This is a genomic window from Burkholderia sp. Ac-20344 (genome assembly GCF_017104975.1).
Classification (GTDB): Bacteria; Pseudomonadota; Gammaproteobacteria; order Burkholderiales; family Burkholderiaceae; genus Burkholderia.
Window position 1 is genome coordinate 1 of the sequence record NZ_JAAGPP010000012.1, and the last position, 17,955, is coordinate 17,955.

Here is a 17,955-nt window from a genome sequence, read left to right on the forward strand (position 1 = left end):
TGACGGTTGCGATCGTCGACGACAACCCGCGCGCGGGCGGGCAGATCTGGCGTCAAGGCGCAGCGGCGACGCCGACGCCGGCCGCTGCCGAGCGGCTCGCCGTATTGCGGCAGCCGAACGTCACGCACCTCGCGGCGACGCGCATCGTCGCCGAAACGCAGCCGGGCACGCTGCTGCTCGAAGACGACGAACGCGGGCTGCTGCTCGAGTTCAGGACGCTGATTCTCTGCTGCGGTGCACGCGAGCTGCTGCTGCCGTTTCCGGGCTGGACGCTGCCGGGTGTCACCGGCGCGGGCGGCTTGCAGGCGCTGATCAAGTACGGCCTCGACGTGCGCGGGCAGCGCACGGTGATCGCGGGCAGCGGGCCGCTGCTGCTGGCGAGCGCCGCGACGGCCCGTCAGGCCGGCGCGCGCGTGTCGCACGTGCTCGAACAGGCCGCATGGGGCAGCGTGGCCGGTTTCGGGGCGGGGCTGTGGCGCTGGCCGTCGAAGCTCGCGCAGGCCGCGAAGCTCGTCACGGCCGCCTATCGGCCCGATGCGCATGTCGTGGAAGCGCTCGGTGACAAGCGGCTCGAACGCGTGCGGATCCGTCACGGCGATCGCGAGTTCGAGGTCGACTGCGACCGGCTCGCGTGCGGATTCGGCCTCGTGCCGAACACCGTGCTGACGAGCCATCTCGGCTGCCGGATCGACAACGGTGCGGTGGCGGTCGATGCGCACCAGCGTACGAGCCGCGACGGGGTTTTCGCGGCGGGCGAGTGCACGGGCGTCGGCGGCAGCGAGCTGGCGATGGTCGAAGGCGAGATCGCCGGTTTTGCGGCGACCGGGCAGACGGCGCAGTTGGCCGTACTCGTCGCGCAACGAGCGCACTGGCAGGCTTTTGCGGATGCCGTGCGCGAGCGTTTCGCCATCCGCGAGCCGATCCGCCGGCTCGCGCGGCCCGACACGCTGCTGTGTCGTTGCGAAGACGTGCGTTTCGATGCAGTCGCTCGGGAGCCGGGCTGGACGGCTGCAAAGCTGCAATCGCGTTGCGGGATGGGCGCGTGCCAGGGCCGCGTGTGCGGTGCGGCCGCGCAGGCGCTGTTCGGCTGGGCGCCGCCCGCACCGCGCACGCCGCTCGTGCCCGCGCGGGTCGGCACGCTGATGCTGGACGGTACGGCATCCTGCGACGGCGCGTGATGCTTCGCGTCGTCGCGGCAACCCGGCCCGGGTGACGCCGGGCCGCTTCACATTCAATCCGCCTTCACTTTCTCCCACCCGCCGACCTGCGGCGCCGCGCAGGCGCGCAGGCACTCGATCGTCGCGGCCACGGCCGCGCGATTCGCGCTGTCGGGGTGCCAGTACATCGACACCGTGCCCTGGCCTTCGAGCTGCATCGGCAGGATCCGGATCGCGTTCAATTGCGCGAAGCGCTGTGCAGCGCGATATGACGCGACACCGAGCAAGTCGGTGTTGTTCAGCAGCGTGAGGTTGAGGATCGACGAATTCGATTCGACGCAGTGCGGCGGGCGCACGCGGCCGGCGGCCGTCAGCGCGGTCTCCAGCGCGTTGTGCACGGGCGTGCCCGACGGCCACACGATCCACGAATAGGCGAGCACGTCGTCCCAGCCGACCGACGCCGTACCGGCGAGCGCATGGCCGGGCCGAGCGACGAACACGACCGGATCGACATACAGCGCCTCGGCATGCAGCAGCGGATCGACGGATGTCGACCCCGAGCGGCCCACGACGATATCCAGTTCGCTGCGTGCGAGCTGCGGCATCAGCTGGTTCATCGTGCCTTCGGTCATCCGCACCTGCGCGCGCGGCATCCGTTTCAGCAGTTGCGACACCGCAAGCGGCACCGTGTCGGCTGCCGCGACGCCCGACGTGCCGATCGTCACGAGGCCGCTGCCGCCTTCCCGCAGCGCGGCCATGTCGTCGCGAGCGACGTCGAGCTGCGCTTCGACGCGGCGCGCATGCTCGATCAGCGCTTCGCCGTAGGGTGTCGGCCGCAGGCCGCGCGCATGCCGTTCGAACAGCGGCAGCCCGACATCCTCTTCCAGTTCCTTCAGCCATTTCGACAGCGCGGGCTGCGTGGTCGCGAGCGCGATCGCCGACTGGCTCAGATTGCCGGTGCCGGCAAGGCTCAACAGTACCTGCAGATGCCGCAGTCGCAGCCGGTGGGTCCAGTCCATCGCATGCCTCGTCGCGAGAAGAAGGTATATCCAGAATGATATGAATTAGATGATTTGACCATTTTACCGGGTATGTCTGGGTCGAATATAAATCAGCTAACGGACTGCAGCACGGTCCCCGCCCCGACATAGCGCCGACGCCGATCGGCCGACACCAAGGAGACATCATGACGACCCACCCGGACGCGTCGCGCGCCGCCTACTACGCACGGATCGCCGAGCAGCGCCTGGCGCCGCTGTGGGAATCGCTGCACGACCTCGTGCCGACATCCCCGCAGCCGGCCGCGCAGGCCGCGATCTGGAAGTACGCGCAGGTGCGCGACCTCGTGATGCAGGCCGGCAGCGTGATCAGCGCGGAAGAAGCCGTGCGCCGCGTGCTGGTGCTGGAGAACCCGGGGCTGCCCGGCAAGTCGAGCATGACGCCGACCCTGTACGCAGGCCTGCAACTGATCCTGCCGGGCGAGATCGCGCCGAGCCATCGGCATACGCAGTCGGCGCTGCGCTTCATCGTCGAAGGGGGCGGCGCGTGGACGGCCGTGAACGGCGAGCGCACGACGATGCATCCGGGCGACTTCATCATCACGCCGTCGTGGGCGTGGCACGACCATGGCAACCCGTCGGAGGAACAGGGCGGCGAGCCGGTCGTATGGCTCGACGGGCTCGACATTCCGCTGCTCGCGAACCTCGACGCGGGCTTCGCGGAGAACTACCCGGAAGCCGTGCAACCCGTGAATCGCCCGGAAGGCGACAGCTTCGCGCGCTTCGGTCACAACATGGTGCCGGTGCGGCATCGCGCGAGCGATCCGACGTCGCCGGTGTTCAGCTATCCGTATGCACGCACCCGCGAGGCGCTCGACATGTTGTACCGGAACGGCGAGCTCGACGCGTGGGACGGCGTGAAGCTGCGCTACGTGAACCCCGCGACGGGCGGCTGGCCGATGCCGACGATCGCCACCTTCATGCAGTTCCTGCCCGCTGGCTTCGACGGCCGCACGTACCGCAGCACCGACGCGACGATCTACTGCGTCGTCGAGGGCAGCGGCACCGCGCACATCGGCGGCAGCGCATTCGAATTCGAGCCGCACGACATCTTCGTCACGCCGTCGTGGGTGCCCGTGCGGCTGTCGGCATCGTCCGACAGCGTGCTGTTCAGCTATTCCGACCGGCCCGTGCTGTCCGCGCTGAACCTGCTGCGCGAAGCGCGCGACTGACGCCGGCCGGTTTCAACGGTTCGTTTCCCCGCACGCCGCCGCCGCGGCGCGTACCCCTTCATTCGTATCGACGCTGGAGCCATTCATGACTTTCGTTTTCCCGCCCGAAGCGCCCGTGGCGCTCCCCGTCGCCGGTAGCGACGCGCAGTTCGCGGTACGCCGCGTGTATTGCGTCGGCCGCAACTACGCGGCCCATGCACGCGAAATGGGCTTCGATCCCGATCGCGAGCCGCCGTTCTTCTTCTGCAAGCCGGCCGATTCGATCGTGCCGGTCGCATACGGCGAAACGCTCGATCTCGCATATCCGGCGCAGACGCAGAACTATCACTACGAAGCCGAACTCGTCGCGGTGATCGGCAAGGGCGGTTCGGATATCCCGCTCGAGCACGCGCTCGAACACGTGTGGGGCTACGCGGTCGGCCTCGACATGACGCGCCGCGACCTGCAGATGAAGATGCGCGAGATGGGCCGGCCGTGGGAAATCGGCAAGGCGTTCGACCGCTCCGCGCCGATCGGGCCCGTGCACCGGACAAGCGACGTCGGTCATTTCGAGCAGGGCGGCCTGTGGCTGACCGTCAACGGTGCGACGAAGCAGAAGAGCGACGTATCCCACCTGATCTGGTCGGTTGCGGAAACGGTGGCCGACCTGTCGAAGTTCTTCCGCCTCGAACCGGGCGACGTGATCTTCACGGGCACGCCCGAAGGCGTCGGCGCGGTGGTCGCGGGCGACGTGATGAAGGTCGGCGTCGAACGGCTCGGCGAACTGACCGTGCGCGTGGTCTGACGCATCTTCCTCGAAAGGCGACATCGTGCAACTGCATAGCTTCTTCAACAGTTCGACGTCCTACCGGGTGCGCATCGCGCTCGCGCTGAAAGGGCTGCCGTACGACACGCTGCCGGTGAACATCCGCACCGGCGAGCATCGCGACGCCGCTTACGTCGCTCAGGTGAACCCGTCGGCAGCGGTGCCGGCGCTGGTCGATGGGGATTTCCGGCTCGGGCAGTCGCTCGCGATCCTCGATTACCTCGACCAGGTACATCCGGAACCCCGGCTGATTCCGCTCGAGCCGCAGCACCGTGCCCGCGTGCTGGAACTCGCGGCGCTGATCGCATGCGACATCCATCCGGTCAACAACCTGCGCGTGCTGCGCTATCTCGACAGCGAGCTGAAGGTCACGCCGCAGCAGAAGACCGCGTGGTACCGGCACTGGATCGCGGAAGGGATGGCCGGCGTCGAGCGGCTGCTCGCGCGCGTGGACGAGCGCCCGTGGTGCTTTGGCGACACGCCGACGCTCGCCGACGTATGCCTCGTGCCGCAGGTCGCGAACGCATTGCGGATGGATTGCGACCTGAGCGCGTATCCGCGCAGCCTCGCGGTTTTCGAGCATGCGCGGAGCGAGCCGGCATTCGAGGCCGCACAGCCGCAACGGCAACCGGATTACGTCGCGTAACACGAAGCAGGAGACAACCATGAGCGAGACAAAAGACAACGGCCGGCGCGTGCTGGTGATCGGCGGCGGCATCGGCGGGCTCGCGACGGCGCTCGCGCTCGCGCGCCAGGGCGTTCGCGTGAAGCTGCTCGAACAGGCGGAGCGGATCGGCGAGATCGGCGCGGGAATCCAGCTCGCGGCGAATGCGTTCAACGCGCTCGATGCGCTGGGTGTCGGCGAAGCCGCGCGCGGCCGGGCCGTGTTCACCGACTGGCTGCAACTGATGGATGCGGTCGATGCGCGCGAGGTTGCGCGCATCGAGACGGGCGCCGCGTACCGCGAGCGCTTCGGCAACCCGTATGCGGTGATTCATCGCGCGGACATTCACTTGTCGATCTACGAAGCGGTCAAGGATCATCCGCTGATCGAATTCCGGACGAGTACGCAGGTGTGCGGCTTCGAGCAGGACGGCAACGGCGTGACCGTGACCGACCAGCACGGCGAACGTTATCGCGCCGATGCCGTGATCGGCTGCGACGGCGTGAAATCCGCGATCCGTCAGGCGCTGATCGGCGATGTGCATCGCGTGACGGGCCACGTCGTGTATCGCGCGGTGGTCGGCGTCGACGACATGCCGCAGGATCTGCAGATCAATGCGCCGGTCGTGTGGGCCGGCCCGCATTGCCATCTCGTCCACTATCCGCTGCGCGGCGGGCGGCAGTACAACCTCGTCGTCACGTTCCACAGCCGCGAGCAGGAGACGTGGGGCGTGCGTGAGGGCAGCAAGGAAGAAGTGCTGTCGTACTTCGACGGCATCCATCCGCTGCCGAAGCAGATGCTCGACCGGCCGACGTCGTGGAAGCGCTGGGCGACCGCCGATCGCGATCCGGTCGAACGCTGGAGCGCGGGCCGCGCGACAGTGCTCGGCGACGCCGCGCATCCGATGACGCAATACATCGCGCAGGGCGCATGCCAGGCGCTCGAGGACGCAGTGACGCTCGGCGCGGCCGTGGCTCGGACCGACGGCGATTTCGAAGCCGCGTTCGCGCTGTACGAGCGCGTGCGGATTCCGCGCACCGCGCGTGTGCTGTATTCGGCGCGCGAGATGGGGCGGATCTATCACGCGAAGGGCGTCGAGCGGCAGGTGCGCAACGGGCTCTGGGTCGGCCGCACGCAGGCGCAGTTCTACGACGCGCTCGACTGGCTGCACGGCTGGCGTGCGGAGGATTGCCTGACGTCCGTCGCGTAGCGCGGCGCGGTCAGCCCGATTCCGGCGGCGCGCATTTCAACGACACGACGCGCGACTGCCTTCCTGGAGGAGACACCATCATGGCCGATACGCTGTCCATCGACGTCAGCGAATGGATCGACCGGCATCGCGTTGCGCCGTTTCAGGCCGCGATCGTCGTCCTGTGCTTTCTGATCGTCGCGATCGACGGTTTCGATACCGCATCGATCGGTTTCATCGCCCCCGTCATCCGCGCGGAATGGGGCCTGTCGCCCGCGCAGCTCGCGCCGGTGTTCGGCGCGGGGCTCGCGGGGCTGATGGCCGGCGCGCTCGTGTTCGGGCCATTCGGCGACCGGTTCGGCCGCAAGCGGCTGCTGCTCGCCTGCGTGGCGTGCTTCGGCATCGCGAGCGCCGCGTCGGCGAGCGCGGGCGGCCTGACCGGGCTGATCGCGTGGCGCTTCGTGACCGGGCTCGGGCTCGGCGGCGCGATGCCCAATGCGATCACGCTGACGTCCGAGTACTGTCCGGCGCGGCGCCGTTCGCTGCTGGTGACGACGATGTTCTGCGGCTTCACGATCGGCTCCGCGCTCGGCGGGCTCGTGGCCGCGTCGCTGATCGAGCATCACGGCTGGCGCGCGGTGCTCGTCGTCGGCGCCGCCGCGCCGCTGCTGCTCCTGCCGGTGCTCGCGTGGCGGCTGCCGGAATCGGTGCGCTATCTCGTCAATCAGGGCGCACCTTCCGCGCGGATCGCTGCGATGCTCGGCCGCATTGCACCGGATCCGCATCTTGGGAACGCGTCGTTCATCGCGCCTGCCGGCAAGCCGGCAGGGTCGCCGCTCGGCCGCCTGTTCGGCCCCGACCTGCTGCGCGGCACGCTGCTGCTGTGGCTCACGTTCTTCATGAGCCTGCTCGTGATCTACCTGCTGTCGAGCTGGCTGCCGACGCTGCTGCGCACGACCGGCGCGACGCTGCAGACGGCCGCGCGCGTGACCGCGATGTTCCAGGTCGGCGGCACGCTCGGCGCGATCGTCCTCGGCGGGCTGATGGACCGTTTCGATCCACATCGCGTACTGGCCTGCAGCTATGCGGCGGCCGGCGTATTCGTCGCGGCGATCGGCGTGTTTGCCGCGTCGCCGTGGGGCGCCGCGCTCGCCGTGTTCGCGGCCGGCTTCTGCGTGTCGGGCTCGCAGGTCGGCGCGAACGCGCTGTCGGCGGCGTTCTATCCCACCGAGTGCCGCACCGCCGGCGTGAGCTGGGCGAACGGGATCGGCCGTGGCGGCTCGGTCGTCGGGTCGATGGCGGGCGGCGCGATGCTGGCGATGGGCGGGCCGCTGTCGACCGCGTTTGCCGTCGTCGCGGCGCCGTGCGTGATCGCGGCTGTTGCGGTGCTGGCGCTCGGCGTGGTTCGTGCCGATGCGGCACGCATGCCTGCCGCGAAGGCGATTGCGGGCGAGCAGGCGTGAGCGAAGGAGGGCGCAAGGCCGCCTGTCGGCAAACAGCGAGGTGCGATATTATATGAATTAATATAATATTGATTCTTTAATTGTCTCCCTGCGCCGATGAACGACGAACTGTCCGCCGGGTTGCCGGAACCCGATCAGATGCGCACGGCCGCCGAGTCGGCCTGCGCGCTGCTCAAGGTGCTGTCGAATCCCGACCGGTTGCTGCTGCTCTGCGAACTGTCCCAGGGCGAGCGCTGCGTGAGCGATCTCGAGACAGCGCTGGATATCCGCCAGCCGACGCTGTCGCAGCAACTCGGCGTGTTGCGGGACAACGCGCTGGTTCGCACGCGCCGCGACGGCAAGAACATCCACTATTCGCTCGACAGCCCGGCCGCAGTCGCTGTGATGGGCGTGCTGGTCGAACAGTTCTGCGGCCCGGCCGCGAAGGGGCGTCGCGATGCAGCTTGATGCGCTTCATTTCACGCCGTGGCCGTCGCTGGCCGGCGGCGTACTGATCGGGCTCGCGGCCGCGTGGCTCGTTGCGTTCAACGGCCGGATCGCCGGCATCAGCGGCATCGTCGGCGGTCTGCTCACCGCACGTGCCGGCGAGCGCGACTGGCGCATCGCGTTCGTCGCCGGGCTGATCGCCGCACCACTGGTGATGCGCATCGCCGGGACCCGCCTGACACCGCAGGTCGATGCAGGCTGGTTCGAATTGGCGGCAGCAGGGTTGCTGGTCGGAGTCGGCACGCGATACGCGGGCGGCTGCACGAGCGGCCACGGCGTGTGCGGAATGTCGCGCGGTGCGCTGCGCTCGGTGGTCGCGACGGTGGTCTTCATGGTCGCGGGCTTCGTGACCGTATTCGTGCGACGGCACGTGCTGGGAGGCTGACATGCAGGCGGGATTCGCGTTTCTGGCGGGGCTGCTGTTCGGCGTCGGCCTCATCGTGTCGGGCATGGCCAATCCGCAGAAGGTGCTCGGCTTTCTCGACCTGGCGGGCCGCTGGGATCCGTCGCTCGCGTTCGTGATGGCCGGCGCGACGGGCGTGGCCGTGTTCGCATTTGCATGGGCGAAACGCCGGACGCGGTCGTGGCTCGGCTTGACGATGCAGTTGCCGGCCCTGCGGGCGATCACGGTGCGGCTGGTTGCCGGAAGCGCCGTGTTCGGCATCGGCTGGGGGATCGCCGGGTTCTGCCCGGGGCCCGCGATCGTGTCGATCGGCTTCGGATCGGCGAAGGGGATCGGGTTCGTCGTCGCGATGCTGGCCGGGATGGCGGCATTCGAGTGGATCGAGCGTCGCAGGAGCGTGCGGTGATGTCGTGATCGCCGCGTGCCAGGCAGGCGGCGGTTGAACCGGCCAAGGATCGGTTGATCCGCATGAGCACGGCCGAACCGGGGCGCGCGGGATCTCCGCCGGATGAGGCGGTGGCAGCCGGACGCTTCTCCGTGACGTGTCAAATCGCGATTTCAGGAATGCTCGCCCACACGATGGCCGCCGCGTATCCATCCGGACAGCCGGCGCAGGATCGTGCGCCACGCCACGAGTAAGCCTCTCCGGCTTACTGGTGCCACGACCGCAGTGCTGACCGCGCCAGCGCCGCCGGCTGACAGCGCCACGTGGCAGGCTGTCTCGAGCGTCAGGCATTCGCCTGCGTCGAGCAAGTGGCGAATGTACTGCGGCGCGTCGGGCAACCAGTCGAGCCCGCCGTGCCGCAGCGTGACCGCGAGCGCGCCGTCCAGCACGATCACCTGGCTGCCCTTGTCGAACCACGCAAAGTGGCTTTGCCCGGCGTCGAGCCGGATGTGATGCGTTTGCATGGCGATTCCCTTTCCCGGTTGCGCGGCCTCGCGATGGCGAGGCGACAGCGTGCAATCAGGTTAGGGAAACGGGCCCCGGCACGACAGATTCAGGGGGCGGGAATCTGTTGCGGTGCAGACGACGATTTTGCGCCGCTGTATCGGTGGGTTTCTCCGGAATCTGTATCTGGCGTGCCATCGGCCGCGCGGGCACGATCGCCTGCATGACATCTTTCACCGATTCATCCCGCCCGCCTTTGCCGATGGACGGCGAGCCGCTTTACGAACGGCTCGCCGAGCATTACCGCCGCATCATCGCGGCCGGCACGCTGTTGCCCGGCGACCGGATGCCGTCGGTGCGCGCATTCATGGCGCAGCACGGCGTGAGCCTGTCGACCGCGATCCAGGCGTTCCGGCGGCTCGAGGATACGGGCTGGTGCGCGGCGAAGCCGCGCTCCGGCTATTTCGTGAGGCGCCGCGCGGCGGTCGCGCTCGAAACGCTGCCGGAAAGCGACGGCCCGCCGCTGAGCGTCGAGCCGCCGTTCGCGGGCCTGCACGAACGCGTGTCGCGCGTGATCGATCGTGCAAACGCGGCGCCCGATGCGCTGAATCTCGGCGGTGCTTCCGCGCTGGCCACGCTGTATCCGGCCGAGCGGCTGCAGGCACTCGCGATCCGGCTGTTGCGGCGCAAGCCCACGTTGCTGACCGACGCGGGGCCCGTCGGCGGTTCGCCCGAGTTCCGGCAGACGATGGCCAAGCGCGCACTGTCGTACGGCGTGACGGTGACGCCGGACGACGTGATGTCGACGAGCGGCGGCGTCGACGCCGTGAATCTCGCGTTGCGCGCGGTGGCGCGCCCCGGCGACACGATCGCGATCGAATCGCCGGCGTTCTTCGGCTTGATCCAGTTGCTCGAAAGCCTCGGCCTGCGTGCGCTCGAAATCCCGGCCAGCCCGACGACAGGCCTGTCGATCGAGGCGCTCGAAGTGGCGCTGACCGCGTATCCGGACATTCGGGCCGTGGTGGTCGTGCCGAACCTGCAAAACCCGCTCGGCTGCGTGATGCCCGATGCGCGCAAGGCCGCGCTCGTCTCGCTGTGTTCGCGCCACGGCGTGGCCGTGATCGAGGACGAGCCATATCGCGAACTCGTTGAGGCGCCGCAGGCGGTCAAGCCGTTGAAGGCATGGGACCGCGACGGCACGGTGATCTACTGTCCGTCGTTCAACAAGGTGCTGGCCCCCGGGATGCGGATTGGCTGGATAAGCGCAGGGCGCTGGCATGCGCGCGTGAAGATGCTGAAGTTCGCGCACAGCCGGCACAACGCCGCGTTGCTGCAGGCCGTTGCGGCCGAATTCGTCGGTTCGGGCGCGTTTGACCGCCATCTGCACCGGTTCCGCGAACAGTTGCGCGTGCAGCGCGACGTGACGATCGACGCGATTGCGCGGCATTTCCCGGCCGGAACCCGGATGAACCAGCCGCCGGGCGGGATGCTGCTGTGGATCGCGCTGCCGGACGGCGTGCGGTCGGAGGCGCTGTTCGACGCCGGGCTGGCGCACGGCGTCAGGATCGCACCCGGTTCGATCTTCTCGAATTCCGACCGCTTCGACGGCTACATCCGGCTCGCTTGCACGCGCGTGTTCGATGCGGCGCACGAAGCGGCATTCGAAACGCTCGGCCGCCTCGTACGGGAAGCCACCGCGGCCACGTAAGCACGGTGGCGACCGGTCGGGCCTGCGGATACGCAAGCCCCGCGGCTTTCCGAACCATCGACGCGGCCAGCCGCCGCCATTTCATCGGCTGGCCGAGTGCGTGGCGAGGTGCTGGCGGATCAGCGACAGGTAACGATCGCCGACCGAGAAATCGCGCGCGGCGCGGGGGCGTTCGGCCTGGCGCAGCGTGGCCGGTGCGCTCATGCCCAGATACCGGCACACGGCGGACGGGAAGGGCTTGCGCGTATGCCCGAGCTGGCGAGCCGCGCGCTCGACGCGGGCATCGCCGACCTGGGCGCGAAGCCACGCCAGTACTTGGCGATCGGCGTCGTTGACGATACGGACCAGATGTTCCATCGCGCACCTCACTGTTCATAAATACAGTACTGTAAATATAACCAGTGTTTGCGGCGGCCGCAAGCGGGGGTGCGTGCGGCTGGCCGTTCGGCCAGGGTCAGCGAGCCGACGCGGCGGTTCGCGTGATCCGGGTAGCCGGGGCAGCAGGCGCTGCGGGGGCGGCAACCCCCGTATAGCGCGCATCGGTCAGCGTGCCGAGGAATGCGACGATGTCGTCGATTTCCGCGTCGGTCAGTGCGGGCGGCGTGCCGGGCCGGCGGTTCATCGGCGTCGAGTTGACGTTGATGTTGCCGCGGTAGGCGGCCGGCACGTCGTCGAACGTTCTGGCCCCGTGATACCAGAAGCCCGGGTCGGTCGAGCGCGTGTTGTAGAACGCGACCGCATCCCGCAGCGTCGTGAACACGCCGTTGTGCATGAAGGTTTGCTTGACCGCGACGTTGCGCAGCCCCGGCGTGCGCAGGTAGCCGCACCATTGCGTCGGTTCGGGCCAGCGCAGCCGCCGTGCGGTGTCGCACAGCCCGTTGTCGAAATGGCGCGGATCGCGGTTCGCCGGCAGCGCGCGGTTGCGCGGCACCGCGATCGCGTCGTAGCCGAAATCGGTGAAGAGCGAGCGCTCCGGGCGGCTCGACGTCTCCGACAGCGTGTGACAGCTCATGCAGTTGCCCTTGTCGGGATTCCGGAACAGCGCAAGGCCGCGCATCTCGGCCGGCGCGAGCGGCTTGCGCGTGCGCAGGAACGTGTCGAAACGCGATGTGAACGGCGCCATTTCGTCGCTCTGCAGGTAGGCCTCGACGGCCAGGCCCAGCGCGCGCACCAGTTGCTCGGGATCGCGCCGCACCGGCGCGCCGAAGCGCGCGGCGAGATCGGGCGCGAGTTCGGTCGCATCGACCTTGCGCAGCAGCGCGGCCGGCGACCGGTTGTTCATCTCGTTCGGATCGAACAGCGGCCCGCGGATCTGCTCGGCGAGCGTATCCGCGCGGCCGTCGCTGAACAGGCCGCCGAACGGCGATGGCGCGGGGGCGTCGTCGTCCTGGTAGAAGTGGCGGCGCGGCACGTAGCGCACATAGAGCAGCGACGGTGCGTTGCGCTGGCTGAAACGTCCGGGCCGGCTGCCTTCCGGCACGCCGGGCCCCGCGAGCGAGGCGGCCGACAGCGTCGGCGCGAACGCGCGGCCCGGGTCGTGACAGCCGGCGCACGACATGCCGCGCGGCTCGGACAGCCGCGGATCGAAGAAGATCCGGCGGCCGAGCGCGACGAGCGTCGGGTCGGGCGCGAAGCGCGCGGTCGCCGCATCGATCTTGCCCGTCACCTGCGGCGTGCCGTTGCCGATCGTGTCGACGACCCGTGATGGCGGCGCGCCGGGAAGCAGGACCGTTTCGACCGGTGCGGCGTGGGCCGCGAGCGCCAGGCCGGCGAGCACGGCCGCGGTCAGTGCGCGCAGCGTTTGCCGGCCGCGTGCATGGCGGCCGTCACATCGAACGCCTTCACTCACGGTGCAATGAACCCCGTCTTGTCGCAAGCGAGCGTCGTACCCGACTGGTTGCACGACGCGAGCAGCTTGCCGGCTGCCGAATACGCGCGGAACACCCAGCCGGTCGCCGGGGCGGCGTTGCGTTCCATGATCAGGAAGCCGAAGCTGTTGTTGTGCGACAGCCGCTCGATCACCGCGCCTGGCGCGGGCGTCAGGCCGGCCGGGAACGGGTCGGGCAGCGCGACGTCGAGGTTGTCGCCGCCGTTGCCGGACACGATCGTCGCCGGGTGCCCGGACGAGAAGTTGATCGCCTGGAAGTCGTGCACGTGGCCGTGCAGCGCGACGTGCACGCCGGGCGGGTAGTACGCTTGCGCGTTGAGGCTCGACATCACCGACTGCAGCGCGAGGTTGCCCGGCGCGGGCGTGCTGCCGGCGATCGGCGCGAACGCGAGGATCGGATGATGGTTCGTGAAGATCGTCGTCGTCATGCCGGCCTTCGACGCGAGCGCGGCGACCGTCTGGAACTGCTTCTGGTAGATGCCGAATTGCGCGTCGGTCGTCTTGAGCGGCGTGCGGCCGACCTTCGCGGTGTCGAACACGATCACTTGCGAGCCGCTGCCGAGCGACACCGCATAGGGTTCCGAATAGTTCGCGTCGTTGTCGTTGGCCGGATCGTTGCACGAGCGCGCGGCCGAGTACGGGCGCGGGTCGAGGAAGCGGAACCAGCCCTGGCCTGCGCGCGCACATTCCTCGTGGTTGCCGCGCACGACGACCCACGGCGCCTTCGCGAGCAGCGGCGCGGCCGGGCGGAACAGGTCGGCCTGCCACGTATCCCAGCCGTAGCCCCACGGGCTGTCCTTGCAGCCAGCGATGTCCGGCGGGCAGGCGTTCTCGCGATAGTGGTAGTCGCCGATATGCATCACCAGGTCGGGCGACAGCTTCGCGACGCTCGCCGCGATCGTGTCGAGCGGCCAGACCGTCGCGTCGTTGCACGCCTGCCACGCGTTGTCGGCCTTCTTCATGCGGCAGCCCGTGTCGGCGATGATCGCGATGCGTTGCGGCTGCGCCTTCGGCAGCGGCAGCGTGCGGCCCGCGACGCTCGCCGCCTGAGCGCCGGCCGGCAGCGTCATCTCGCAGACCGACACCGGGAAGCTCGACGGCTTCGAATCGGACGGGTCGCTGGCGGTCGGCCGCTGGGCGACGGTCGCGGCGCCCGCGCGCACGGACATGCGCGACAGCTTGCCGTCGACGCTCAGTTGCGGGCACAGCGGATCGCTGGCCGACGCGGGCGTGTAGTTCGTGATGACGCGCGCGATCGCCTGGTTCGCATCGCCGATCTCGACCCATGCGGCCTGGACGTTGGCCGACGCACTCGCCGGATCGGCCGGCGAATCGATGTGGTTCGAGCACGCGGACAGCGCGGCGAGGGCAACAAGGGGAGCGCAGCGCACGAGCAGCGCGCGCGTGAGGAGTCGTCGCATGGGAGGCACCGTAGGAAAGTCGTCAACGATACGCAGCGCGAATGTAAGAAATGTGAAAAACACGGGGTGCGGCGGGGGCTCGTACGCGGGCCGGGTGTCGACATCGCAGCGGCCGGTCGCGGCCGGGGGCCTTGACCTCAAGCCGGCTTGAAGCAGCAAAGTGCAATGCACGATCAATGAACCAGAAGGGGAATCGACGATGGAAACCAGCCGGCCCAATGACGAACAATCCGCGCTATGGAACGGCCCGTCGGGGCGCGCCTGGGTCGATACGCAGGCGCCGATCGACCGGATGTTCGAACCGCTGGAGCGGTTGCTTGCGGATGCGGCGGCCGTGTCGTCCGCGCGCAGCGTGCTCGACGTCGGCTGCGGCACGGGCGCGGTCACGCTCGCGATCGCGCGGCGGCTCGGCGCGGATGCGCCATGCACGGGCATCGATATCTCGGCCCGGATGATCGACGCCGCGCGGGCGCGCGCCGAACGCAGCGGCGTTCACGCCCGCTTCGTGTGCGCGGATGTGCAGACGCACGCGTTCGAGCCCGCGAGTGTCGACCTGATCGTGTCGCGCCTCGGCGTGATGTTCTTCGACGATCCGGTCCGGGCCTTCGCGAATCTGCGGCATGCGGCGCGGCCGAATGCGCAGATGCGGTTCGTCGCATGGCGCAGCGCGGCCGACAATCCGTTCATGACGATCGCCGAACGGGCCGCCGCGCCGTTGCTGCCGAACCTGCCCGCACGGCGGCCCGGCGCGCCGGGGCAGTTCGCGTTCGGCGACCGGCAGCGGATCGCGTCAGTGTTGACGGACAGCGGCTGGGCGGATATCGCGATCGAGCCGGTCGATCTGGCATGCGCGCTGCCCGAGCCTGCGCTGGACGACTACATCGCGCGGCTGGGCCCGGTCGGGCTTGCGTTGCTGGAGGTGGACGAGGCAACGCGGCGGCGCGTGGTCGACACGATGCGTGCCGCGTTCGAGCCTTACGTGGATGGTGCCGATGTGCGCTTCGACGCGGCATGCTGGCTCGTGACGGCGCGCGCACCGTCCGCGTAACGCGTTGCGGTAAAGAAGCGGATCAGGGAAGGCGGCCGGTTCGCCCTGCGCGTTACCGCTCGCGCGGGGCGAAGCCGGGCCGCGCGACGTACGCGCGTCAGCGTCGCCGCGCGCGCAGCATCAGCCACGCGCAACCGCCGGCGACCAGTGCGAGACCGAGCAGGACGGCCTCGACGCCGAGCGCAAACCCGGGCGGCATATCCCCGGTGTCCGGCATCGGCGACAGGTTGATGCCCATCGCGATGGCGCCGCCGGCGAGCAGCGCCGCGCAGCCGATCCAGTAGACCTTGCCGCGCGGCGCCGCGGCCCGGATCCGCCACAGCGCGATGCCGGCTCCACCGAGGTAGAGCACGGCGAGCGTGCCGAGCGCGATGACGTCGGACGCGCGGCTTTGCAGGAGCCCGGTCATCGTGCGGCTCCGTCGCGCGTGGCGGAGCGCCACGGCGCAGCAAAGGCGGTGGTATGCAGGTTCATTCGGCCTCCGTCGCATGCCCGGGCGCGCGGCTGAGCAGATGCGTGCGCTTGTCGGCCGCGAGCGACACGTAGCGCTCGTACTGGCGCAGCACGTCGGCAATCACTTCGTCGCCGCGCAGGTATTCGACGTCGTAGCCGAGCCGCCCGTCCTCGAAGAACGTGACGATCCCGTAAACGTGTGCCCGTGCCGCTTCCGGCCCGGCCGCCTCGCGCACGAGGAACGCGGCCGCGGATTTCGCCGTCACGCGCACACCGTACACGAAATCGCGGTGGTCGGCGGTCGGCACGGTGAGCCGCACGGCGTCGTCGCTGTCGTGCTGCACGTTTGCATCGACGCCGCTCGCGCGCAACTCGTCGGCGACTTTGCGCAGCGCGGGCTCGACCGTCTCGGCGACGAACTGACGCGCTTCGGCTTCGGTCGTCTGCCGCAGGATGTGCGTCAGGCGGTGGCGCCAGTGCTGGCCGGTCCAGAAGCTCGTCGCCGGTGCGACGTCCTGCGAATAGTGCACGCGGTCGGCCGCGAGCCCGCGCCACAGTCCGTAGCAGAGCGCGAGCATGATGATCGCGACCGGCAGCGCGGCGATCAGCGTCATCGCCTGCAAGGCGCCGAGCCCGCCTGCGACGAGCAGCACCGCGGCCGTCACGCCGAGCAGCGCGGCCCAGAACAGTCGTTGCCACACGGGCGAGTGCGCGTTGCCGCGTGTTGCGATCTGGTCGAGCACGAACGCGCCCGAATCGGCGGACGTGACGAAGAACACCGCGATCAGCACGATCGCGACGATCGACAGCAGTTGCGGCAGCGGCAGGAAATCGAAGAACCGGAACAGCAGCGCATCGACGTTGGTAGCCGTCTGCGCGAGTGCGCCGGCCGCGCCGTGTGTATCGAGCCAGATCGCGCTGTTGCCGAACACGGTCATCCACACGAGGTTGAACGCGGTCGGCACGAGCAGCACGCCGATCACGAACTGGCGGATCGTGCGGCCGCGCGAGATGCGGGCGATGAACATCCCGACGAACGGCGACCACGACACCCACCAAGCCCAGTAGAGGATCGTCCAGCCGCCGAACCAGCCTTCGTCGCGCGGCGGCGCATACGCATAGGTGCGGAACGACAGGTCGACGAGGTGCGACAGGTACTGGCCGAGGTTGTCGCCGAGCGCGCGGAACAGGAACAGCGTGGGGCCCGCGACGATCACGAATGCGAGCAGCAGGAACGCGAGGAGCAGGTTCAGCTCGGACAGCCGCCGCACGCCCTTGTCGAGGCCGGTCGCGGCCGACACGCCCGCAAGGATCACGACGAGCGCGACGAGCCCGATGCGGAACACGTTGCTACTCGTGTCCCAGCCGGCAACCGTATGCAGGCCCGCGCTTATCTGCATCACGCCGTAGCCGAGCGTCGTCGCGATGCCGGCGACCGTGCCGACCAGCGCGAACGCGTCGACCGTGTGGCCGATCCAGCCGTTGATGCGCTCGCGCAGCACCGGATACAGCCCCGAGCGCAGCGTCAGCGGCAGGTTGTAGCGAAACCCGAAATACGCGAGCACGAGCCCCATCAGCCCGTAGATCGCCCACGCATGGAAGCCCCAGTGGAAGAAGGTCATCAGCATCGCCTCGCGCGCGGCGGCGGGCGTGCCGGGGTCGACGGTCGGCGGTTTCAGGAAATGCTGCATCGGCTCGCCGACGCCGAAGTACATGAGGCCGATACCCATGCCGGCCGCGAACAGCATGGCGGTCCAGGACACGAAGCTGAATTCGGGTTCGGCGTCGTCGGGGCCGAGGCGGATGTTGCCGAAATCGCTCGCGGCGATCAGCACGAGAAACACGAGGAAGGTCGTGACGGCGAGGATGTAGAACCAGTCGAAGCGCGCGACGATCCATTGCTGGCCGGCGGAAAACAGCGCGCCGGCTTCGCGCGGGAGCAGCGCGCAGACGACGAGCAGCGCACCGATGACCGCGAGCGACGGCAGGACGACCTGCGGCTTGAATGTCGTGCGGGGCGAGGGGCGGGAATCTGGCATGGCTGGCATCCAGTTGTGGGCGCAACGAGGCGCGACGCCGCCCGGCGCGCGTGTCGCGCGTCGGACCCTGATACGGCGTGCGTCGAGTGTACCGCGGTGTCAGGACTGCAAG

18 protein-coding genes are annotated in these 17,955 nt (G+C 69.1%); 11 read left to right on the forward strand and 7 right to left on the reverse strand.

The window, feature by feature from the left end:
• Positions 1-1,178: FAD/NAD(P)-binding oxidoreductase (locus tag G3N64_RS06125; RefSeq protein WP_205782829.1), on the forward strand; the 1,178-nt coding region annotated here is incomplete at its 5' end.
• Between the two features lie 53 nt (positions 1,179-1,231).
• Here the strand turns inward: G3N64_RS06125 and G3N64_RS06130 are convergent.
• Positions 1,232-2,176 (reverse strand): LysR substrate-binding domain-containing protein, encoded by a 945-nt coding sequence (locus G3N64_RS06130; RefSeq protein WP_205782830.1) that lies wholly within the window; start codon positions 2,174-2,176, stop codon positions 1,232-1,234.
• A gap of 167 nt (positions 2,177-2,343) precedes the next feature.
• On the opposite strand from G3N64_RS06130, the gene gtdA reads away from it, so the two are divergent.
• The 8 genes from gtdA to G3N64_RS06170 all read left to right on the forward strand — a co-directional run bounded on the left by gtdA (position 2,344) and on the right by G3N64_RS06170 (position 8,803).
• The gene (gtdA, locus tag G3N64_RS06135) at positions 2,344-3,387 is read left to right on the forward strand and encodes a gentisate 1,2-dioxygenase (RefSeq protein ID WP_205782831.1); all 1,044 of its coding nucleotides are present in this window, start codon (positions 2,344-2,346) and stop codon (positions 3,385-3,387) included.
• Between the two features lie 85 nt (positions 3,388-3,472).
• A complete protein-coding gene (locus G3N64_RS06140) occupies positions 3,473-4,171 on the forward strand; it encodes a fumarylacetoacetate hydrolase family protein (RefSeq protein WP_205782832.1) in 699 nt (232 codons plus the stop codon).
• A gap of 25 nt (positions 4,172-4,196) precedes the next feature.
• Positions 4,197-4,838, forward strand: coding sequence for a maleylacetoacetate isomerase (gene maiA, locus G3N64_RS06145; RefSeq protein WP_205782833.1), 642 nt, complete (start codon positions 4,197-4,199; stop codon positions 4,836-4,838).
• Positions 4,839-4,857: 19 nt separating this feature from the next.
• The gene (locus G3N64_RS06150; protein ID WP_205782834.1) at positions 4,858-6,066 is read left to right on the forward strand and encodes a 3-hydroxybenzoate 6-monooxygenase; all 1,209 of its coding nucleotides are present in this window, start codon (positions 4,858-4,860) and stop codon (positions 6,064-6,066) included.
• 80 nt (positions 6,067-6,146) lie between these two features.
• Complete coding sequence (locus tag G3N64_RS06155; protein ID WP_205782835.1) at positions 6,147-7,508, forward strand: aromatic acid/H+ symport family MFS transporter; 1,362 nt, start codon at positions 6,147-6,149, stop codon at positions 7,506-7,508.
• Between the two features lie 96 nt (positions 7,509-7,604).
• Entirely contained in the window at positions 7,605-7,955 is a 351-nt protein-coding gene (locus tag G3N64_RS06160) for a metalloregulator ArsR/SmtB family transcription factor (RefSeq protein ID WP_205782836.1), read from the forward strand.
• Positions 7,945-8,379, forward strand: a complete 435-nt coding sequence (locus tag G3N64_RS06165) for a YeeE/YedE family protein (protein WP_205782837.1) — start codon at positions 7,945-7,947, stop codon at positions 8,377-8,379. Before G3N64_RS06160 ends, G3N64_RS06165 begins: the two co-directional genes overlap by 11 nt.
• Position 8,380: 1 nt before the next feature.
• Positions 8,381-8,803 carry a DUF6691 family protein gene (locus G3N64_RS06170; RefSeq protein ID WP_205782838.1) on the forward strand — a complete coding sequence of 141 codons (423 nt, stop codon included), beginning with the start codon at positions 8,381-8,383 and terminating at the stop codon, positions 8,801-8,803.
• Between the two features lie 152 nt (positions 8,804-8,955).
• Here G3N64_RS06170 and G3N64_RS06175 read toward each other — a convergent pair whose 3' ends face one another.
• Positions 8,956-9,306 (reverse strand): hypothetical protein, encoded by a 351-nt coding sequence (locus G3N64_RS06175; RefSeq protein WP_205782839.1) that lies wholly within the window; start codon positions 9,304-9,306, stop codon positions 8,956-8,958.
• Between the two features lie 203 nt (positions 9,307-9,509).
• Here G3N64_RS06175 and G3N64_RS06180 point away from each other — a divergent pair, with 203 nt between their 5' ends.
• Complete coding sequence (locus tag G3N64_RS06180) at positions 9,510-10,994, forward strand: PLP-dependent aminotransferase family protein (protein WP_205782840.1); 1,485 nt, start codon at positions 9,510-9,512, stop codon at positions 10,992-10,994.
• A gap of 81 nt (positions 10,995-11,075) precedes the next feature.
• Here the strand turns inward: G3N64_RS06180 and G3N64_RS06185 are convergent, their stop codons facing one another.
• The 3 genes from G3N64_RS06185 to G3N64_RS06195 all read right to left on the reverse strand — a co-directional run bounded on the left by G3N64_RS06185 (position 11,076) and on the right by G3N64_RS06195 (position 14,303).
• A complete protein-coding gene (locus G3N64_RS06185; RefSeq protein WP_059492370.1) occupies positions 11,076-11,351 on the reverse strand; it encodes a hypothetical protein in 276 nt (91 codons plus the stop codon).
• 97 nt (positions 11,352-11,448) lie between these two features.
• A complete protein-coding gene (locus G3N64_RS06190; RefSeq protein WP_241020807.1) occupies positions 11,449-12,783 on the reverse strand; it encodes a cytochrome c peroxidase in 1,335 nt (444 codons plus the stop codon).
• A 56-nt stretch (positions 12,784-12,839) separates the two neighbouring features.
• Positions 12,840-14,303, reverse strand: a complete 1,464-nt coding sequence (locus G3N64_RS06195; protein WP_205782842.1) for a metallophosphoesterase — start codon at positions 14,301-14,303, stop codon at positions 12,840-12,842.
• Positions 14,304-14,502: 199 nt separating this feature from the next.
• Here G3N64_RS06195 and G3N64_RS06200 point away from each other — a divergent pair, with 199 nt between their 5' ends.
• Positions 14,503-15,351: a class I SAM-dependent methyltransferase gene (locus tag G3N64_RS06200; protein WP_205782843.1), complete on the forward strand. Its 849-nt coding sequence runs from the start codon at positions 14,503-14,505 to the stop codon at positions 15,349-15,351.
• A gap of 97 nt (positions 15,352-15,448) precedes the next feature.
• Here G3N64_RS06200 and G3N64_RS06205 read toward each other — a convergent pair whose 3' ends face one another.
• Positions 15,449-15,760 carry a hypothetical protein gene (locus G3N64_RS06205; RefSeq protein ID WP_205782844.1) on the reverse strand — a complete coding sequence of 104 codons (312 nt, stop codon included), beginning with the start codon at positions 15,758-15,760 and terminating at the stop codon, positions 15,449-15,451.
• A 61-nt stretch (positions 15,761-15,821) separates the two neighbouring features.
• Positions 15,822-17,843, reverse strand: coding sequence for a BCCT family transporter (locus G3N64_RS06210; protein ID WP_205782845.1), 2,022 nt, complete (start codon positions 17,841-17,843; stop codon positions 15,822-15,824).
• Between the last annotated feature and the right edge of the window lie 112 nt (positions 17,844-17,955).

What these genes read in the sequence shown, in the direction of transcription:
- G3N64_RS06210 (WP_205782845.1), bottom strand. Translation starts at nt 17,843, where the DNA reads ATGCCAGATTCCCGCCCCTCGCCCCGCACGACATTCAAGCCGCAGGTC.
- G3N64_RS06155 (WP_205782835.1), top strand. Translation starts at nt 6,147, where the DNA reads ATGGCCGATACGCTGTCCATCGACGTCAGCGAATGGATCGACCGGCAT.
- G3N64_RS06160 (WP_205782836.1), top strand. Translation starts at nt 7,605, where the DNA reads ATGAACGACGAACTGTCCGCCGGGTTGCCGGAACCCGATCAGATGCGC.
- G3N64_RS06205 (WP_205782844.1), bottom strand. Translation starts at nt 15,760, where the DNA reads ATGACCGGGCTCCTGCAAAGCCGCGCGTCCGACGTCATCGCGCTCGGC.
- G3N64_RS06130 (WP_205782830.1), bottom strand. Translation starts at nt 2,176, where the DNA reads ATGGACTGGACCCACCGGCTGCGACTGCGGCATCTGCAGGTACTGTTG.
- gtdA (WP_205782831.1), top strand. Translation starts at nt 2,344, where the DNA reads ATGACGACCCACCCGGACGCGTCGCGCGCCGCCTACTACGCACGGATC.
- G3N64_RS06180 (WP_205782840.1), top strand. Translation starts at nt 9,510, where the DNA reads ATGACATCTTTCACCGATTCATCCCGCCCGCCTTTGCCGATGGACGGC.
- G3N64_RS06200 (WP_205782843.1), top strand. Translation starts at nt 14,503, where the DNA reads ATGGAAACCAGCCGGCCCAATGACGAACAATCCGCGCTATGGAACGGC.
- G3N64_RS06165 (WP_205782837.1), top strand. Translation starts at nt 7,945, where the DNA reads ATGCAGCTTGATGCGCTTCATTTCACGCCGTGGCCGTCGCTGGCCGGC.
- G3N64_RS06150 (WP_205782834.1), top strand. Translation starts at nt 4,858, where the DNA reads ATGAGCGAGACAAAAGACAACGGCCGGCGCGTGCTGGTGATCGGCGGC.
- G3N64_RS06185 (WP_059492370.1), bottom strand. Translation starts at nt 11,351, where the DNA reads ATGGAACATCTGGTCCGTATCGTCAACGACGCCGATCGCCAAGTACTG.
- G3N64_RS06170 (WP_205782838.1), top strand. Translation starts at nt 8,381, where the DNA reads ATGCAGGCGGGATTCGCGTTTCTGGCGGGGCTGCTGTTCGGCGTCGGC.
- G3N64_RS06175 (WP_205782839.1), bottom strand. Translation starts at nt 9,306, where the DNA reads ATGCAAACGCATCACATCCGGCTCGACGCCGGGCAAAGCCACTTTGCG.
- G3N64_RS06195 (WP_205782842.1), bottom strand. Translation starts at nt 14,303, where the DNA reads ATGCGACGACTCCTCACGCGCGCGCTGCTCGTGCGCTGCGCTCCCCTT.
- G3N64_RS06140 (WP_205782832.1), top strand. Translation starts at nt 3,473, where the DNA reads ATGACTTTCGTTTTCCCGCCCGAAGCGCCCGTGGCGCTCCCCGTCGCC.